Below are 15,680 nucleotides of genomic sequence, written 5' to 3' on the forward strand. Positions count from 1 at the left end.
CTACTGTCTGTGTTTTTAAAAATATAAATAAAATGAAGTGGTGTCTGTTTTGATTGATACAAAAGTAGAATATAACCCGAGCTGAACCATCAGGGTAATCCCTAGAAATACATCCGGGAAAACCCGGATACCCATTTTTTTTAATTCATCATACTGATTGACGTCATTGCGAGGTGCGAAGCGACGAAGCAATCTCTTACAGATTGAAGTCGTTATGGTAAAGAATTAGTTCACCTACGGCTCTCAATGACAGTACTTAAGATTTATTGCATATGGTACTTTAAGAATTCATACATTTTAGAAATCTTTGAATTTTATAACCTGCTTAATCTGCGAGATAAAAAATTATACCACAAAAGTTTTTAAACACTTAAGTTTTTTAAGTTTAATACATGCTGCATAAGAAGAACACATAAGTTCTTTTAAAAATCAAAGATTTTTCTGCAAATAAATTAAAAAAAGCCCCGTAAGAAATTCTCACAGGGCTTTTAATGTATCTAACAAATTTTTACAGTGGACTTACCAGTTGTAAGAACCATTCTTTAACGTCACCTTCTAAATATGGAGACAATTTTTGTTGACAAGTTTGGTGATATTGATTTAACCACGTTATTTCTTTGTCAGAAAGAATTTCTTTTACAATCGTATCTTTAAAGAAAGGACAGAATGTAAGTGTTTCAAATTCATAGAAAGTTCCTGAACCTGTTTTTTCTGATTCTTTTACAGCGATAAGGTTTTCATGACGAATTCCGTAATCTCCTTCCAGATAGTATCCAGGTTCGTTAGAACAAACCATTCCGGGAAGAAGATCCTGTGGATTCAGATCTTTTCTGATACTATGAGGCCCTTCATGCACATTCATAAAGCTTCCTACTCCATGACCTGTTCCATGGTTAAAGTCTTTCCCTTCCATCCATAACGGAAGTCTTGCAATAGCATCCAGATGAACTCCCTTCGTTCCCTTTGGAAATTTTACCATTGATAAACGGATCATTCCCTGCAATACCAAAGTAGAGTTTCTTTTAAAATCCTCAGAAACTGTTCCCAATGCAAAAGTTCTTGTGATATCGGTCGTTCCTTCTAAATACTGACCTCCTGAATCTACCAGGATGCTCGCGTCATTGGTTACTTCTTTACTGCCTTCACTTTTTGCTGAATAGTGCATAATAGCACCATTGTCTTTGTATCCAACAATACTTCCGAAACTTTCACCCACAAAATTTTCTCCTGCTGCACGGAATCCTAATAGTTTCTCACCAATAGAATATTCTGTCATGGCTTCTTTTCCAGCATTATGAGTAAGCCAGTAAAGGAATTTTACCATAGCTACTCCATCTCTCACCATCACCTTTCTGAAACCCTCCAATTCAGTTTCATTTTTCTGAGCTTTCATTAAGTTCCCGGGAACCGGAGCTTTTAAAAACTGATTATCTGCTTTTAAGGTCTCAAAAATAGACTGATTGCTGTTTGGAGAAACTAGGACTTTTTCATTTTTAACCATTTTTAAATGATTATAAAACTCCTCATAAGGCATCATTTTTACAAAAGAATCATCAAGTTGTCTTCTTGAAACCACCTCTAATTTTTCAAGATCTGTAAACAAAATCGCATCATTCTTTGTGATAATGATATATCCTAAAAATACAGGATTACTTTCTACATCACTCCCTCTTAAGTTAAGGGTCCATGCTACATCATCAAGACTTGAAATGATATGAACTGTTACTTCCTGTTCTTCCATTTTCTGACGGATAGCAGAAAGCTTATCAGTTACAGATTTCCCCGCTCTTTCTACGGGCTGGATATATATTGGATTTTTTGATGGCATTCCTCTTTCCTTCCAAACTTCTTTCAGCAAAGGAGCATCTACCAAACTTATATTTTTGTTGCTTAGTTTTTGAGAAAGTAATTCCCAGTTGGCATTGGATGTTGCTACTGCATTAACGGCTACTTTCCCGCTTGCAGGAATTTCGGAAATAATCCAATCGATATAGTTGGGAGTTCCTTCAACTCCATCTTTAAAAAGATCAATCCCAGAGCCTTCCAGCTCTATGGCAGCCTGGGTAAAATATCTTCCGTCAGTCCAAAGTCCGGCTTTATCTTTTGTGACAACCACAAAACCTGCTGATCCTAAAAATCCGGAAAGCCAAGCTCTTTCCTGCCATTCTTTCGGTAAATACTCGCTCATATGCGGATCTGCAGAATATACTATAAATGCATCAACATTATTTTTCTGCATTTCTTCACGAAGCGCAGCTACTTTTTCCTTTGAAGTCATTTTTTAAATTTTTAAGAACGGAAAGTTACAAAAAATTTGAGGTTTCGAATTCAAATTATTAACTGATTTTTCAGGAATTGATGGTATTTTTTCTTTTTTAAAATAAATTAAAAACAAGAGTTTCATTATGCTTTTAAGGCGCAAGGATTTTATCGTATATAAAAATGATTAGCGTTATTGCGAGGAGCGAAGCGACGAAGCAATCTCTTACAAATTGAAGTCGTTATTGTAGACGATTGCTTCGTCTTCGGCTCGCAATGACGATATCTACTTTTATATTCCCGGCTTGTCTAAGTAACAGATACCACACTTCTTTAATGATTAAACAAAGAATCAACCATTTAACTTTAAATTAAATATTATAAAACTCAAAAATCACAATTATTATTAAAAATATAAAGCTTTGGAAAGATTCTTGCTATATTGTTTTCCATGGGAAAGCAGAATTATAAAAATCATAGAAAATTCTATCCACCACATCATTTTATTTACCTTCCATTGTTATTGGTTTTAGAAGGTATTGGAATTTATAACATCTGGAATGATCCTGATAATAAATTGATCTGGATATTATTTTCAATTATTATTTTTCTTATTCTCTATTTAGCGATCATGCTAAGACAGCATTATGCATTGGGCAATCAAAACCGCATTGTGAGACTGGAATTCAGGCAGCGATACTTTGAGATCTTTAATAAAAGATCTGATGAAGTTTGTGAGAAATTAAGTTTTGATCAAATGGCTGCATTGAGATTTGCTTATGATGATGAGTTTAAAGAGCTTTTATATAAAGCATTAAACGAAAATATTTCCGGAGATCAGATTAAAAGATCTATTAAAAACTGGAAGCCTGATCAACATAGAATTTAGAACTAAACACCAAAAATAAATCAATATGAAAAAGTTAACCTTATACAGTATTGCCATATTCAGTTTATTGTTACTAACAAGTTGTGAAGCCATTGAAACCATCTTTAAGGCTGGAATGTGGTGGGGAATCCTTTTGGTGGTGGCAGTTGTCGTTATTCTATTATTAATTTTTTCGAAGGGTAAAAACTCTTAACCATTTTTCATTATGGATAATGACGATTTTGAATTGATCTCCCATCTTAGGCCTTCTAAGATTGTAAAGATTATGAAAGATCCGGTAGCTTCTGCAAAAGCAGTGAATCTTATTTACACTTCTGATACAGAAACTGCCGGAATTATTCGCAAAAGAAAGGGTAAGAAATATTCATATTTTAAAGATGGTGAAAAGGTTAAAGATCAGGATGAAATTACCAGGATCAATAAACTGGTCATTCCTCCGGCGTGGGAAAATGTATGGATCTGTGCCTTGGACAATGGTCACCTTCAGGCAACTGGATTTGACATAAAAAAAAGAAAACAGTATAAATACCATTCTCTTTGGAGCGCCTTAAGAAATCACACCAAATTTTACAGAATGCTTCAATTTGGGTATGCTCTACCTGAAATTCGCCTGCAGGTGGAAAAGGATCTTGCTTTAAGGAATTTCGAAAAAAGAAAAATCCTTGCGCTGATCGTCAGCCTCATGCAACGTACCAATATCCGTATCGGAAATAATGCTTATGAAAAACTGTATGGATCTTTTGGACTGACTACTTTAAAAGATAAACATGTAAAGATAAACGGACAAAAAATGACCTTTTCCTTTAAAGGAAAGAAAGGGGTTATGCACAATGTGGATCTTAAAAGCAAAAGACTGTCCAGACTCGTTCAGAAATGTAAAGATATTCCGGGAAAGGAACTTTTCCAGTTTTATGATGATGAAGGAAACAGACATTCTATCGACTCCGGAATGGTAAATGATTATATCAAAGAGATCAGTGGTGAAGATTTTACCGCTAAAGATTTCAGAACCTGGTCAGGTACTGTGAGTGCTTTAATTGCCTTTAAGGAAATAGGATATGCTGAAAGTAATACAGAATATAAAAAGAAAGTAAAAGAAGCTCTTGATATCGTAGCCTCACATCTTGGCAATACCAGTACAGTATGTAGAAAATATTATGTTCATCCTCTGGTCATTAATCTTTACGAAAATAATACGATTAAAAAATACCTTGACGAATTGGAAGATATAGAAGTGAATGATGGCAAAGCTGATCTCACTCAGGAGGAAAAACTGGTTTTAAAAATTCTCGAGAACGAAAAAATGTAATTTGCTATTTAGACATAAAAATAGCTGGTAGAAATTCATACTCTTTAATTTCAATAACAGATTCTTCTTTGTCAAAGAAAACATCAAGATTTCTTTCTAAGAAAAAAGTTAATCTATCCATGCATTTTTGATTTGTTGCGTAGGTAACTTTAAAGGGACGTTTACCAAAAGTGGCTGCAGCCCCTTTCATAATCTGATAGGTTCCTTTAATGATACTTTTACAGTTTTCCTGATTGATATTAATTTGAAAATGAGTTAAATATAATTATTCTTAGAACGAATAAATTACAACATTGGTCACAATTTTTCTTTGTGTAAAAACTGAACCCGGTATTCTTTTGGGGTAATTCCTGTTATTTTTTTAAATAATTGGGTGAAATGCGAAGCGGTATGAAAATTAAGCTCATAGGCTATTTCTGCAATATCTTTACTGGAATGCAACAGTGCTTTGCTGTAATTGATATCAATCTCATTGATCCATGTTTTTGGAGATTTCTGAGTTACATTTTTCACACACTTATTAAGATAGTTTTCTGTCACCGACAGTTTATCGGCATAAAAAGCCACTCTCTTTTCCCCTACATGATATTTAAACAAAAGATCCCGGAACTGCAATGAAATTTCCATAGAGCGGGTGGCAAGTTTGTGATGACTCTCCAAATCCGTACTCAGCATTTTAACGAGAATAAGGTGTAACATCGTGATGACGACTTCATTCACATTGAAATTATTCAGCCATAATTCCTGTTCCATGATAGGGAGAAGCTGGGTGATAGTTCCGTAAGTCAGCGTATCTAATTTCAGAAAAGGCGTCATGAAAAAAATACTGGTTTTATGTTTGGGAAGCTCCTGTTCGGATAAAATACTGTTTTCATACGCAAGGAAAAAACCTTCTGCATCATCTGACAATTCTATGGTTGCCGTAATTGTTCCCTGCTTAATAAAAATAACACCTCCTTTTTCAGCCTGATATTCTTTATTTTCAAGATATTGTTTGATATGACCATTGGTAATGAATATAATGAAATTAAAGGTCGTCCGGTATGGGATTACCGGCATCAGAATCCCTTTAAGATAATTCTCAAGCCGGTAAAGCTGTATATCCGCATTGTTAGCTAATATTTTCTCGGTAATATTAGGGAGAAAAAGTTTTTTATACTGAAAATTGGATAATACCTCCATATCCTTGATTATAGGTTATTAAAATTAAACAAAATAATATAATGCATAGTGTAACAATATAACAGTGTACCAATGTAACAATGTCATAATGAAACTGTGTGATAATAATGAAACAGTAGTCTTTTATAGACTATACTGCAATACAATCACAGTCCAAAATTCATACACACTAACACTTTCAACTCTCAATTTTCCACTTTTTAAAACTTATAATAAACCCCTACTTTCAGCCCAAAAGGACTTCCAGGGGTGTACGTAAGATCAGTAGTCGATTCCGTTTCGTTTTTCAATTGGGTCTCAGTTGCAAACTGTGCTTCGTTCCATTTTACATTGAAAAGATTGTTTACCTGAATATTAGCACCCCATTTTGCCTGATTATACGAAAGCATCAGATCATTAACAAAATATGCTTTTGTTCGTATACTGTTATCTTCAACGGCAGGTCTTGCTCCCAGATAACGGTACTGAATCCCTAATGAGAAACCGTGTAAAAAGTCCCAATTCACAGAACCTGTACTGGTAATAACCGGAGCTAAAGGCACATAATCCTTCCCCTTTTCTTCTTCAGTAAATCTCGCGTGTGCATAATTGACATCCGCATTCAGATAGAAATTTTCCAATGGCTGAAAACGAATTCCCAAATCGGCTCCAAGACGCTGAGATTTACCCGAAGGTTCTACTACCGCATCATCTCCCACATATACAAATTCCTGCTGTAAGAATAAATACCATACTGTAGGGGTAATGATCAATGATTTAAAAGGATGCAAACGTAATTCGAAATCTCCACCGACCGAATAAGGAAGCGTCTTCTGTCCCTGTTGCTCGATTACAACCCTCATATCATTAGAATGAAATCCCATTCCGGTTTTTAAAAACCACATCACATTATCACTGGCTGCATAAGAAAAATTAAGTTTCGGACTTAACCGTGTTCCTTCTGAAGACTGGCCGGAAGGCAATTGTTCCGGATCCAACAGGTTATGCATATTAAAGATAAAATGATCTATCCTTAATCCAGGATTAATCGTCCATTTTCCCGTTTTCCAAACCAATCCAGTATAGGCGTGAAGATTGGTTTCCGTTCCATTAACGTTAGATAATCGGTCTAAAAGCAAATCCCTGTGATAGACATGATTCAGCTGAAGGGTATTGATATCATCATTTCTGAATCCCACTCCTGATATCCAATCTAAAGTTCCATTTGGTAATGAAAAATTCTTGGTATACTTTATTTCTGAACCGTAGATATTTCTTCCGTCTGTCTGCTGAATTTCATCTCCATGATCCTTATCTTTTAAATAAAAAGTAAAATCTGAATAGAGGTTAAAATCATATTTAGAATACCAGGCCATTGCATCAATCTGTTCAGACGGTGAGATGATATGCTTGTAATTCATCTGAAGGTTGGTTCTGGAAGTACTTCCGCCTTCTGTAGGATCAATACTTCCCCATCTGCCGATGATCCCCTCATTTACCGCACGCTCAGGAATTTGTCCTGATGCATTCCATGAAGAATTAAACGTAGAAAACTGAATATTAAAATAATCCTTATCTGTTAACCATTGATTGTATTTACCAAAAATATTGACCCTGTTGAAGTTTTGTTTTACATCGAAAGGACCATCTGTATAATTATATTCTGCGGCTAAATAAGCACTCTTTCTTCCGGCAGCATCATTAAGAATATTAAACATTCCTAAAATCCTTTTACTGTTAAAAGATCCACCCTCTAATTTAATCATACTGTTGGCTAAACGGTCGTAGGTTTTAAAATCTACATACCCTGAAGTATTAAAATCTCCACGATCCATATAATAAGCTCCTTTTCCAAAATCGATGTTATTTACCGTTTCAGGAATCACAAAATGCAAATCAGAATAGCCCTGTCCATGGGCATGAGACACCATATTCACTGGCATTCCGTCAACATTTACGCTTACATCTGTCCCATGATCTGAATCGAACCCTCTAAGGAAAAGCTGTTCTGCCTTTCCACCTCCTGCATGCTGAGCGATAAAGAGCCCAGGTACTTTACGAAGTAGATCCTGTGCGGAATTAACCGGAAATTTATTAAGATCTACTTTGGTAATCGCAGACAAAAATGAGCTGTGATTAATCGCCACTTCTGAAATCTGAAAAGGTTTATGCTGCATAAAAACAACTTTATTCTTTTCATCATCATTACTGATCACCCACTTTACGTCATCATATCCTTTATGGCTGATCAAGAGAGTATCAGGAAAGGAAGCAACATTTAATTTCACCGATCCATCGGCTCCTGAATGTGTATGATTGTTTCCATGGTCAAATGCTATTAAAGCTTCTGAAATAGGAAAATGATCATCAAAGTCTTTAATTAACAATTGTTTTTGTGATCCTGCCTCTTGTGCTGCTACTTTTACATTCACCAACATCGCCAAAAGGACGATCATTACTTTTGTTACTTTCATGAATAAAACTGATATTTTTTTAATTATTTTTTGTCTTTTTTATAAAAATTTTCCGGATCAGCAGAGTGATCCATGTTCCCACCACAAATGGAAATGTAAGAACTCCCCCTACTTCATTAAGGACATTATAATCAATTAACAGATCATCTATTACCACAGTAAGGAATACAGCGATCAGCACCCATAAACCATCAGCTTTTTTAAAACCCGAAAAAGCAATGGCAGAAAGAACTGCGTTGAAGCCAAATAACCCCATATGAATTTTATCTATCGGTTCTCCGTTGATGTGAGAGATATAGGCACCAAGGACTGATCCCGCCAAACCATATAATGCAGCAGCAGGAGAATTAATAAAAACAGCAACAAAAAAAATAATCCCTGAAAGAATTCCTCCCTGAAAAATTACCTCACCAAATCCATTAGTACAGGTTAAAAAATCATCATAATCAACAGGTTCTATTTTAGCAGTCATCATCTCAGATGGTGGAATCTGTGTGAAATGATGAAGCAGACAAATACTGATCCATGTCACGATGATAAAAGGAAATGTAAATACAGGAATCTTCTTTTGGATAAAAAAGTGCTGAATGATAGTAGCCAATGCACCTCCTACAGCAATAAGAAACCATATCAATAAGGTGGTCTGAAACACAAAAGACAGGGCAACACCCACTAAAGCTGCACTAAACCCATACAGCCCTGCATTAATTTCCGATTGGGGATACCGTAACTTCATGGCTGTAAATGTACCAGCAGCTGTTGATAATAAAACGGCTACACCGCCTTGCCAGCTTCCCATAAAAATTCCAACCAGAAATAACAAACCTGTCCATCTGTTTTCCTGAAGCATGATCTGCCCGATTCCTTTTAATACATGATCAATAAAAGGGAATTTCTCAAAAAATTTGTTCATAGTTTTTTAATTAGATATTAGATGCTAGATGTCAGATGTTAGATCTGATGGTTCGAGGTTAGAGTTACGGGTTACATAACTAAGAATTATATTTCCAGGATCCTACCCCCACAACTCGTACCACTACCATCCCAGAAATACCATTCCAATTCCACAAACCGTAACCACTGCTCCACTTACCGCTCCCATATAACGTTCCAATTTTTCGGTATTGAATAATGTGGAATATCCATAACGTCCCAATAATACCATCCCCAACATCGTTAAAACGGTTGTTATGGTAAAAGAGGTAACGAGCGCAAAAATTTCGTACGTAGAATGTTTTACTCCTGAATAGAATAAAAGTGGAATTAAAGGCTCGCTGGGTCCCATTACAAAAATCATAAACAAGACCAGTGGAGTTACTTTAATCCTTGTTTGAGGCATTACCATTTCAGTGTGATTGTGTTCATACACATAGACATCGTCTCCCATCACATCAAAATGCTTGTGAGGCTTATTTCGAACAGCTTGAATTAGCCCATAGATCAGATAAATCCCACCTACAATAAGCAATGCCCAGCCTGAAAAATTACCTCTTATATCCTGAAACCATGAAATTTTATTCAGCTGCCAGCCTAAGAAAACGCCAATAAAACCCAATACTAAAGAGCTCATTACGTGCCCAAATCCACAAACTATTGTCAAAACAGCTGTTCTCATTCCACTCCATCCCTTTGATTTCGAAAGTACGATAAACGGGAGATAATGATCCGGCCCCGATGCCGTATGTATAAAACTTATAGAAATTGCACTGATTAAAAGTGCCCAAATCGTTGTATCCATTAATTAATTTTTATGGTAAGCTCCAAAGCTTTTCCTGTACATAAAGAAAAAAGTTATACATCAATTCCCCTCCATTTCCAAGGGCTCTGATGATAAACCCATTATTTTCCATTGCCGAAATCCCAATTTCCATATCCTTATTGTTTGCTTCGCTTGTTGCTAAAATAGATTCAATTAAAGCTTCTTTATCCACATTATCCTTTGTACTGTAAAAGATCAAAGTTCCCTGATGGGTAAACTGCTCGAGATTACCAATCCCATTGATTGGAATAAGCTCCGGCTGAATAAGCACATTATCTTTGATCATAAGTTTATTTTCATGATAGATTTCCATCAGATTCTGAAATCGTTTCAGCTTGAATACTTCTCCGTAATGCTTTCTTCCACAGGTGATAATTTCACTGATAATGATCTGACTGTTCTTTCCAATATGAATCTGTGCTTCACTTTTAAAATTTGAACTTTCATGAGGAACGATCGGATGCGGAACATATGCGAAGGAAGTATGATCCTCCATGGAAACATTTAAAAGCTGGACAGCCTTATCTTCCATATTGAATAATCTTTGGTATGACTGTGATTGCAATTGCAATGAGGCTCCTTTTTCCAGTGTGATTTCCAAATGATAACGGTCTCCATCCAGAATTCCTGGCGAAGAACTCATGATCATCTGATAGAGTTTGTTGTCATTCTTACGCTGCCCTACAGATACCACTCTGAACGGAAGGGAGACATAAAGATCTTTCACATAAGATTTCCCCTCCTTATATCCGGCAGCCAATTCTAAACGGCTATTCATCTATCGTACAAGATTCGGTTCTTCACATTCTTCCAGCAATGCATATTTTTTGATCCAGCCAATCACTTTATCCAATCCTTCATCGGTTTTAAGATTGGTAAAAACAAAAGGACTTCCGTTTCTCATTCTTCTTGCATCCCTTTCCATTACTTCCAGACTTGCTCCAACATGTGGTGCCAGATCAATTTTATTAATAATTAAAAGATCCGAGCGGGTAATACCAGGTCCTCCTTTTCTTGGGATTTTTTCTCCTTCCGCTACATCGATGATGAAAATAGTAACATCAGCAAGGTCCGGACTAAAGGTTGCTGATAAGTTATCCCCCCCACTTTCTATTAGAACCAATTCGATATCCGGAAAACGGGCAGTTAATTCATCTACTGCTTCAAGATTCATACTGGCATCTTCTCTGATAGCGGTATGAGGGCAACCTCCTGTTTCTACCCCGATAATTCTTTCGTGAGGCAAAAGGCTGTTTTTAGCCATAAATTCTGCATCTTCTTTGGTATAAATATCATTAGTGATCACTCCAAGATCGTAGGTTCCAAACATTTTTCTGCTCAAACGTTCCAGTAATGCGGTTTTTCCTGATCCTACAGGACCCGCCACTCCTACTTTTATATACTTTCTATTTTCCATTTTTTTAATTTTAATTAAATATAAATTTGTTATTTAGCATTTAAGACATATACAACCTAGAGTACAGCCTTTCATGCTGCATACAGTGAATATCAAAAGACGTATTACAGATTCCCACCAGTTCCCTGTCTATTCCCATCGTCTCCTGTGCAGTCTGTTCCATCACACTATAAAGCTCAAATAGAATATCCTGTCCATCAAGCTGTCCAAGAGGTACTAATTTTACGGCATTGGTAATCATTCCAGCTACTGATGTATAATAAAACCCTAACAAAGCTTCATACAAAGGAATATTCATCAAAGCCGTGTAAATACCAAATACAATGCAGTAGTGAGAATTGACTTCTCCTTTTCGGATGACCTCTTCATATGATTCCATAAAAGAAAAATGCTCCCTTCTTTTGAAGATCTTAATCAAACGCAGTCCTAATTTCTGACTGGCCTGACGTATTTCTTTCGGACATTTTAATGCATTACATTCCTGATCAAGTTTTATGATTGTTGCTAAATCTTCTTTTTTAGCCGCTTCATAGGAGAACCTCATCAAAGCTCCATCGTTATATTTCAAATTATAGATCAGCATATTTTCTACAAACTCTTTTGCCGTTTTCAGATTATTGACAATTCTTTTCTGCACATACGTTTCCAGTCCGTTAGAATGGCTATACCCACCTATTGGCAATGTGGGATCGGCGATATGCAGCAAACCTGCCAGAAAATTTAAGTTCATATTATTCATCCTTTGGCGCTGCCATTTTAAGTATTTTAGTAAATAAAGTAGATCCTAAACTTCCATATCCGTGAGGTTCCACATTCGATTTAAGAAGGTTCAGGAGCTTTACATTCTGTAATTCAGGAGCAAACCCACTTGCCTCCAGCCATCTGTACATCGGCATTTCAAAGGGTAACAATACCTGATCATTCTGAATAAATAATGGAATATGTTTATTCCCGATCTCATAACATACCGTTCCCATCTCCAGCATTGATGCAGGCTTCATGACAATGGCTTCGGTTTCCAGAACATTTACGATAATCAATTTCCCTTCATCCTGATAGAGAATATCTCCTTCACGCAGTCTTTGCCCTTCTCTAAGGAATTTGATCGCAATATCCTTCCCCCCACGGGTTTTCTTACGCTGAATTCTTTTGGTGGTTTCAAACCATTCCAGATCCAGATAATCTATTCCTTTTTCCATCGAAGGATATTCAGAAATATTACCTAAGGTTTCATTAATAATCATTGTTCTTATTTTTTTTTCTGAAATCGATATTCTTAGAAATTCCTACTCCAAAAGTGGAAGCACTTATTCCTGCTACATACGTTTTTGTCCAGCCTTCCTGTTTTGTTTTCGTCTGCAGCATTGAGAGTTCTGCAAACTTGAATTTCAGAGCCCATCCACCACCTAAGAAAATGGCAAATAAAGGATAAGCACGAAGACGGTACCCATTAAAGTTATTCATAGCATCCGAAGTCTCTGATAATTGCTGACCCCAGACATAATGAGCGTCGACCTGACCAATCAAAGCAAAGTATTTCCCCAAACTGACAGATGGGCTGTACCAGATCCCGGCTTCATTCTGCTTGTATATTGTACGGTGATCTGAAACATTCTGAGCATAAGCATAATTAACTCCGATTACATCATTATTGTTGAAAAAATATCCTATGCCAATAGGAACACCCGCATTAGCACTTGTTCCTACAGAGCTGTTACTGCCTGAAGGCGCATTGGTTTTTGAATAATCAAAAGAGCCATACACCATAAATTGCCCTTTGGGTCCTTCTTCATCACTTTTTAATCTTTTCCCGCCCAGAAACTGTGCATGCATCTGAACAGACATAAAAGAAGTTCCAGCTATAGCTATTGACAGTGCTTTTTTATTAAAGTATTTCATCTGATCTTTAGATTTAATTGATATTCTTTGAAAGGCCCGGATTTTCACCGGGCTATATAAATGTCTTTCTTAGAACAGATAATACAACTGAGTTAAAGGAAGTTTTTCAGCAGGCTCACAAGTGATGTATTCACCATCAACAGTCACTTTATAATTTTCAGGATTCACTTCAATTAAAGGAGTTTTATCGTTGTGGATGAGGTCTGCTTTAGAGATGTTTCTACAGTTTTTTACCGGTAGGATCATCTTTTCCAGCTTAAATTCTGCTATAGAACCATTGTCTATAGAAACCTGAGAAACAAAAGTAGCACAGGTTCCGTATTTTGCTCTTCCATGCGCACCAAACATATTTCTGTAAATAACAGGCTGCGGTGTTGGAATAGAAGCGTTCGGATCACCCATTTTGCTGGCGATTACCATACCCCCTTTGTAGATCATTTCTGGTTTTACACCAAATAATGCAGGTCTCCAGATCACTAAATCTGCCAATTTCCCTTCTTCAATAGAACCTACATATTCCGAAATTCCGTGGGCAATAGCCGGGTTGATCGTATATTTTGCTACATATCGTTTAGCACGGTAGTTATCATGTCCGGAACCTTTATCCTCATCAAGCTGACCCCGTTGTTCTTTCATTTTACTGGCAGTCTGCCATGTTCTGGTAATGACTTCTCCGGGTCTTCCCATAGCCTGAGAATCCGAGCTCATAATACTGAACACCCCCATATCGTGAAGAATATCTTCAGCGGCAATCGTTTCGGGACGGATACGGGAATCTGCAAATGCAACATCTTCAGGAATATTTTTACTTAAATGATGACAAACCATCAGCATATCCAAATGCTCATCGATGGTATTAATGGTATAAGGACGTGTGGGGTTAGTAGATGCAGGCAGGACATTCGGATACATCGCGGCTTTAATGATATCCGGTGCATGTCCACCTCCCGCTCCTTCAGTATGGAAGGTGTGGATTACTCTTCCATTAATAGCACGCATCGTATCTTCAAGAAAACCTCCCTCATTCAAAGTATCAGTATGGATAGCCACCTGAACATCATATTTGTCTGCCACTTTTAATGCAGCATCAATCGTTGCTGGTGTTGCACCCCAGTCCTCATGAATTTTAACACCCAAGGCTCCTGCTTCAACCTGCTCTTCAATCGGTTCTTCAGCCGAACAGTTTCCTTTTCCAAAGAATCCAAGGTTCATAGGATATTCTTCAGCAGCCTCCAGCATTCTCTGGATATTGAATCTTCCTGGTGTAACCGTTGTCGCGTTGGTTCCGTCATTAGGACCTGTTCCACCACCAATCATAGTTGTAATCCCACTATATAAAGAAGTTTCAATCTGTTGTGGGCAGATGTAATGAATGTGAGTGTCAATTCCTCCTGCTGTTACAATATATCCTTTTCCACCATGTACCTCCGTAGAAGCTCCGATGATCATATTGGGAGCGACTCCATCCATCGTGTCAGGATTTCCTGCCTTTCCAATGCCTACAATTTTACCGTCTTTAATTCCAATATCAGCTTTTACAATTCCCCAGTGGTCGATGATCACAGCTCCCGTGATACAAAGATCCAGAACTCCTTCATCTCTTTTACGGGTTACATTTTGTCCCATTCCATCACGAACGGTTTTTCCGCCTCCGAAAACGGCTTCATCTCCATAATGGGTAAAGTCCTTTTCAATTTCAATGATCATCTCAGTATCTCCCAAGCGGATTCTATCTCCGGCGGTAGGACCTAATATATTGGCATATTGTTTTCTATCTACGTGTAAACTCATCTTACAGATTTTTAAAATTTAACTGAATCGCTTTTGTAAGGCTTTCCGCTTTCTGTTGTTCTGAATCTACGGATCCATCCACAAGATTATTGAAGCCCATTGCTTTTTTGCTTCCTCCTATTTCTACAAGCTCTACCTCTTTTTCTTCCCCCGGCTCAAAACGAACCGCTGTGCTTGCTACAATGTTCAGTCGCTTACCGAAAGCTTTTTCTCTATTAAAACTCATCGCGTTATTCACTTCAAAAAAATGAAAGTGAGAACCCACCTGAATAGGACGGTCTCCGGTATTTACAACCTTTAGTTTTACAGTTTCTCTGCCTTCATTGCAGATAATTGCACCTTCTTTTACAAAAATTTCTCCTGGTATCATACGTATGAATTAGCGGATTGGATTATGTACGGTTACGAGTTTTGTTCCATCGGGAAATGTCGCTTCTATCTGAACATCGTGGATCATTTCCGATACTCCAGGCATCACATCATCTTTGGTAAGAATTTGTGCACCTTCCTGCATCAGTTCAGCTACTTTTTTCCCATCCCTGGCTCCTTCCAACAGGAAATGGCCGATGATAGCAATAGATTCCGGGTAGTTAAGCTTAAGCCCTCTGGCTTTTCTTTTTAGAGCCAGCTCACCTGCCATGTATAGCATGAGTTTCTCTGTTTCTCTGGGTGTTAAATGCATTGTATGTTATTTAAAATTGAACATGCGATATCCTGTCTGC

General features: G+C 37.1%; 16 protein-coding genes. 3 read left to right on the forward strand and 13 right to left on the reverse strand.

Annotation, left to right across the window (positions count from 1 at the left end; all coding sequences use genetic code 11):
- Window positions 1–508: 508 nt before the first annotated feature.
- On the reverse strand, window positions 509–2,278 hold the full coding sequence (locus tag NG806_RS09180; protein WP_261512800.1) for an aminopeptidase P family protein: 1,770 nt from the start codon (window positions 2,276–2,278) through the stop codon (window positions 509–511).
- 432 nt (window positions 2,279–2,710) lie between these two features.
- Here NG806_RS09180 and NG806_RS09185 point away from each other — a divergent pair, with 432 nt between their 5' ends.
- The 3 genes from NG806_RS09185 to NG806_RS09195 are packed head-to-tail and all read left to right on the forward strand — an operon-like array spanning window position 2,711 to window position 4,457.
- Window positions 2,711–3,148 carry a DUF6526 family protein gene (locus tag NG806_RS09185; protein ID WP_214826743.1) on the forward strand — a complete coding sequence of 146 codons (438 nt, stop codon included), beginning with the start codon at window positions 2,711–2,713 and terminating at the stop codon, window positions 3,146–3,148.
- Window positions 3,149–3,173: 25 nt separating this feature from the next.
- Window positions 3,174–3,341, forward strand: a complete 168-nt coding sequence (locus NG806_RS09190) for a phosphatidate cytidylyltransferase (RefSeq protein ID WP_214826745.1) — start codon at window positions 3,174–3,176, stop codon at window positions 3,339–3,341.
- 12 nt (window positions 3,342–3,353) lie between these two features.
- Complete coding sequence (locus NG806_RS09195) at window positions 3,354–4,457, forward strand: DNA topoisomerase IB (protein ID WP_214826747.1); 1,104 nt, start codon at window positions 3,354–3,356, stop codon at window positions 4,455–4,457.
- Between the two features lie 297 nt (window positions 4,458–4,754).
- Here the strand turns inward: NG806_RS09195 and NG806_RS09200 are convergent, their stop codons facing one another.
- The 12 genes from NG806_RS09200 to ureA all read right to left on the reverse strand — a co-directional run bounded on the left by NG806_RS09200 (window position 4,755) and on the right by ureA (window position 15,640).
- Complete coding sequence (locus NG806_RS09200; protein ID WP_214826751.1) at window positions 4,755–5,639, reverse strand: helix-turn-helix domain-containing protein; 885 nt, start codon at window positions 5,637–5,639, stop codon at window positions 4,755–4,757.
- 200 nt (window positions 5,640–5,839) lie between these two features.
- Entirely contained in the window at window positions 5,840–8,092 is a 2,253-nt protein-coding gene (locus NG806_RS09205) for a TonB-dependent receptor (protein WP_261512802.1), read from the reverse strand.
- Window positions 8,093–8,111: 19 nt separating this feature from the next.
- A complete protein-coding gene (locus NG806_RS09210; RefSeq protein WP_261512803.1) occupies window positions 8,112–9,005 on the reverse strand; it encodes an urea transporter in 894 nt (297 codons plus the stop codon).
- Between the two features lie 123 nt (window positions 9,006–9,128).
- On the reverse strand, window positions 9,129–9,830 hold the full coding sequence (locus tag NG806_RS09215; RefSeq protein WP_214826759.1) for a hypothetical protein: 702 nt from the start codon (window positions 9,828–9,830) through the stop codon (window positions 9,129–9,131).
- 10 nt (window positions 9,831–9,840) lie between these two features.
- The gene (locus NG806_RS09220) at window positions 9,841–10,629 is read right to left on the reverse strand and encodes an urease accessory protein UreD (RefSeq protein ID WP_261512806.1); all 789 of its coding nucleotides are present in this window, start codon (window positions 10,627–10,629) and stop codon (window positions 9,841–9,843) included.
- Window positions 10,630–11,268, reverse strand: a complete 639-nt coding sequence (gene ureG / locus NG806_RS09225) for an urease accessory protein UreG (RefSeq protein ID WP_261512807.1) — start codon at window positions 11,266–11,268, stop codon at window positions 10,630–10,632. It lies immediately after the preceding gene.
- Window positions 11,269–11,308: 40 nt separating this feature from the next.
- On the reverse strand, window positions 11,309–11,998 hold the full coding sequence (locus NG806_RS09230) for an urease accessory protein UreF (RefSeq protein ID WP_261512808.1): 690 nt from the start codon (window positions 11,996–11,998) through the stop codon (window positions 11,309–11,311).
- Between the two features lies 1 nt (window position 11,999).
- Complete coding sequence (gene ureE, locus NG806_RS09235; protein ID WP_261512809.1) at window positions 12,000–12,512, reverse strand: urease accessory protein UreE; 513 nt, start codon at window positions 12,510–12,512, stop codon at window positions 12,000–12,002.
- Complete coding sequence (locus tag NG806_RS09240) at window positions 12,502–13,167, reverse strand: hypothetical protein (protein WP_214826774.1); 666 nt, start codon at window positions 13,165–13,167, stop codon at window positions 12,502–12,504. Before NG806_RS09240 ends, ureE begins: the two co-directional genes overlap by 11 nt.
- A 69-nt stretch (window positions 13,168–13,236) precedes the next feature.
- Entirely contained in the window at window positions 13,237–14,958 is a 1,722-nt protein-coding gene (gene ureC / locus NG806_RS09245; RefSeq protein ID WP_214826778.1) for an urease subunit alpha, read from the reverse strand.
- Between the two features lies 1 nt (window position 14,959).
- Entirely contained in the window at window positions 14,960–15,328 is a 369-nt protein-coding gene (ureB, locus tag NG806_RS09250; protein ID WP_261512810.1) for an urease subunit beta, read from the reverse strand.
- 9 nt (window positions 15,329–15,337) lie between these two features.
- Window positions 15,338–15,640, reverse strand: coding sequence for an urease subunit gamma (gene ureA / locus NG806_RS09255; protein ID WP_261512811.1), 303 nt, complete (start codon window positions 15,638–15,640; stop codon window positions 15,338–15,340).
- Window positions 15,641–15,680: the final 40 nt, after the last annotated feature.

The organism is Chryseobacterium paludis (assembly GCF_025403485.1).
In the GTDB taxonomy this organism is placed as follows: domain Bacteria; phylum Bacteroidota; class Bacteroidia; order Flavobacteriales; family Weeksellaceae; genus Chryseobacterium; species Chryseobacterium paludis.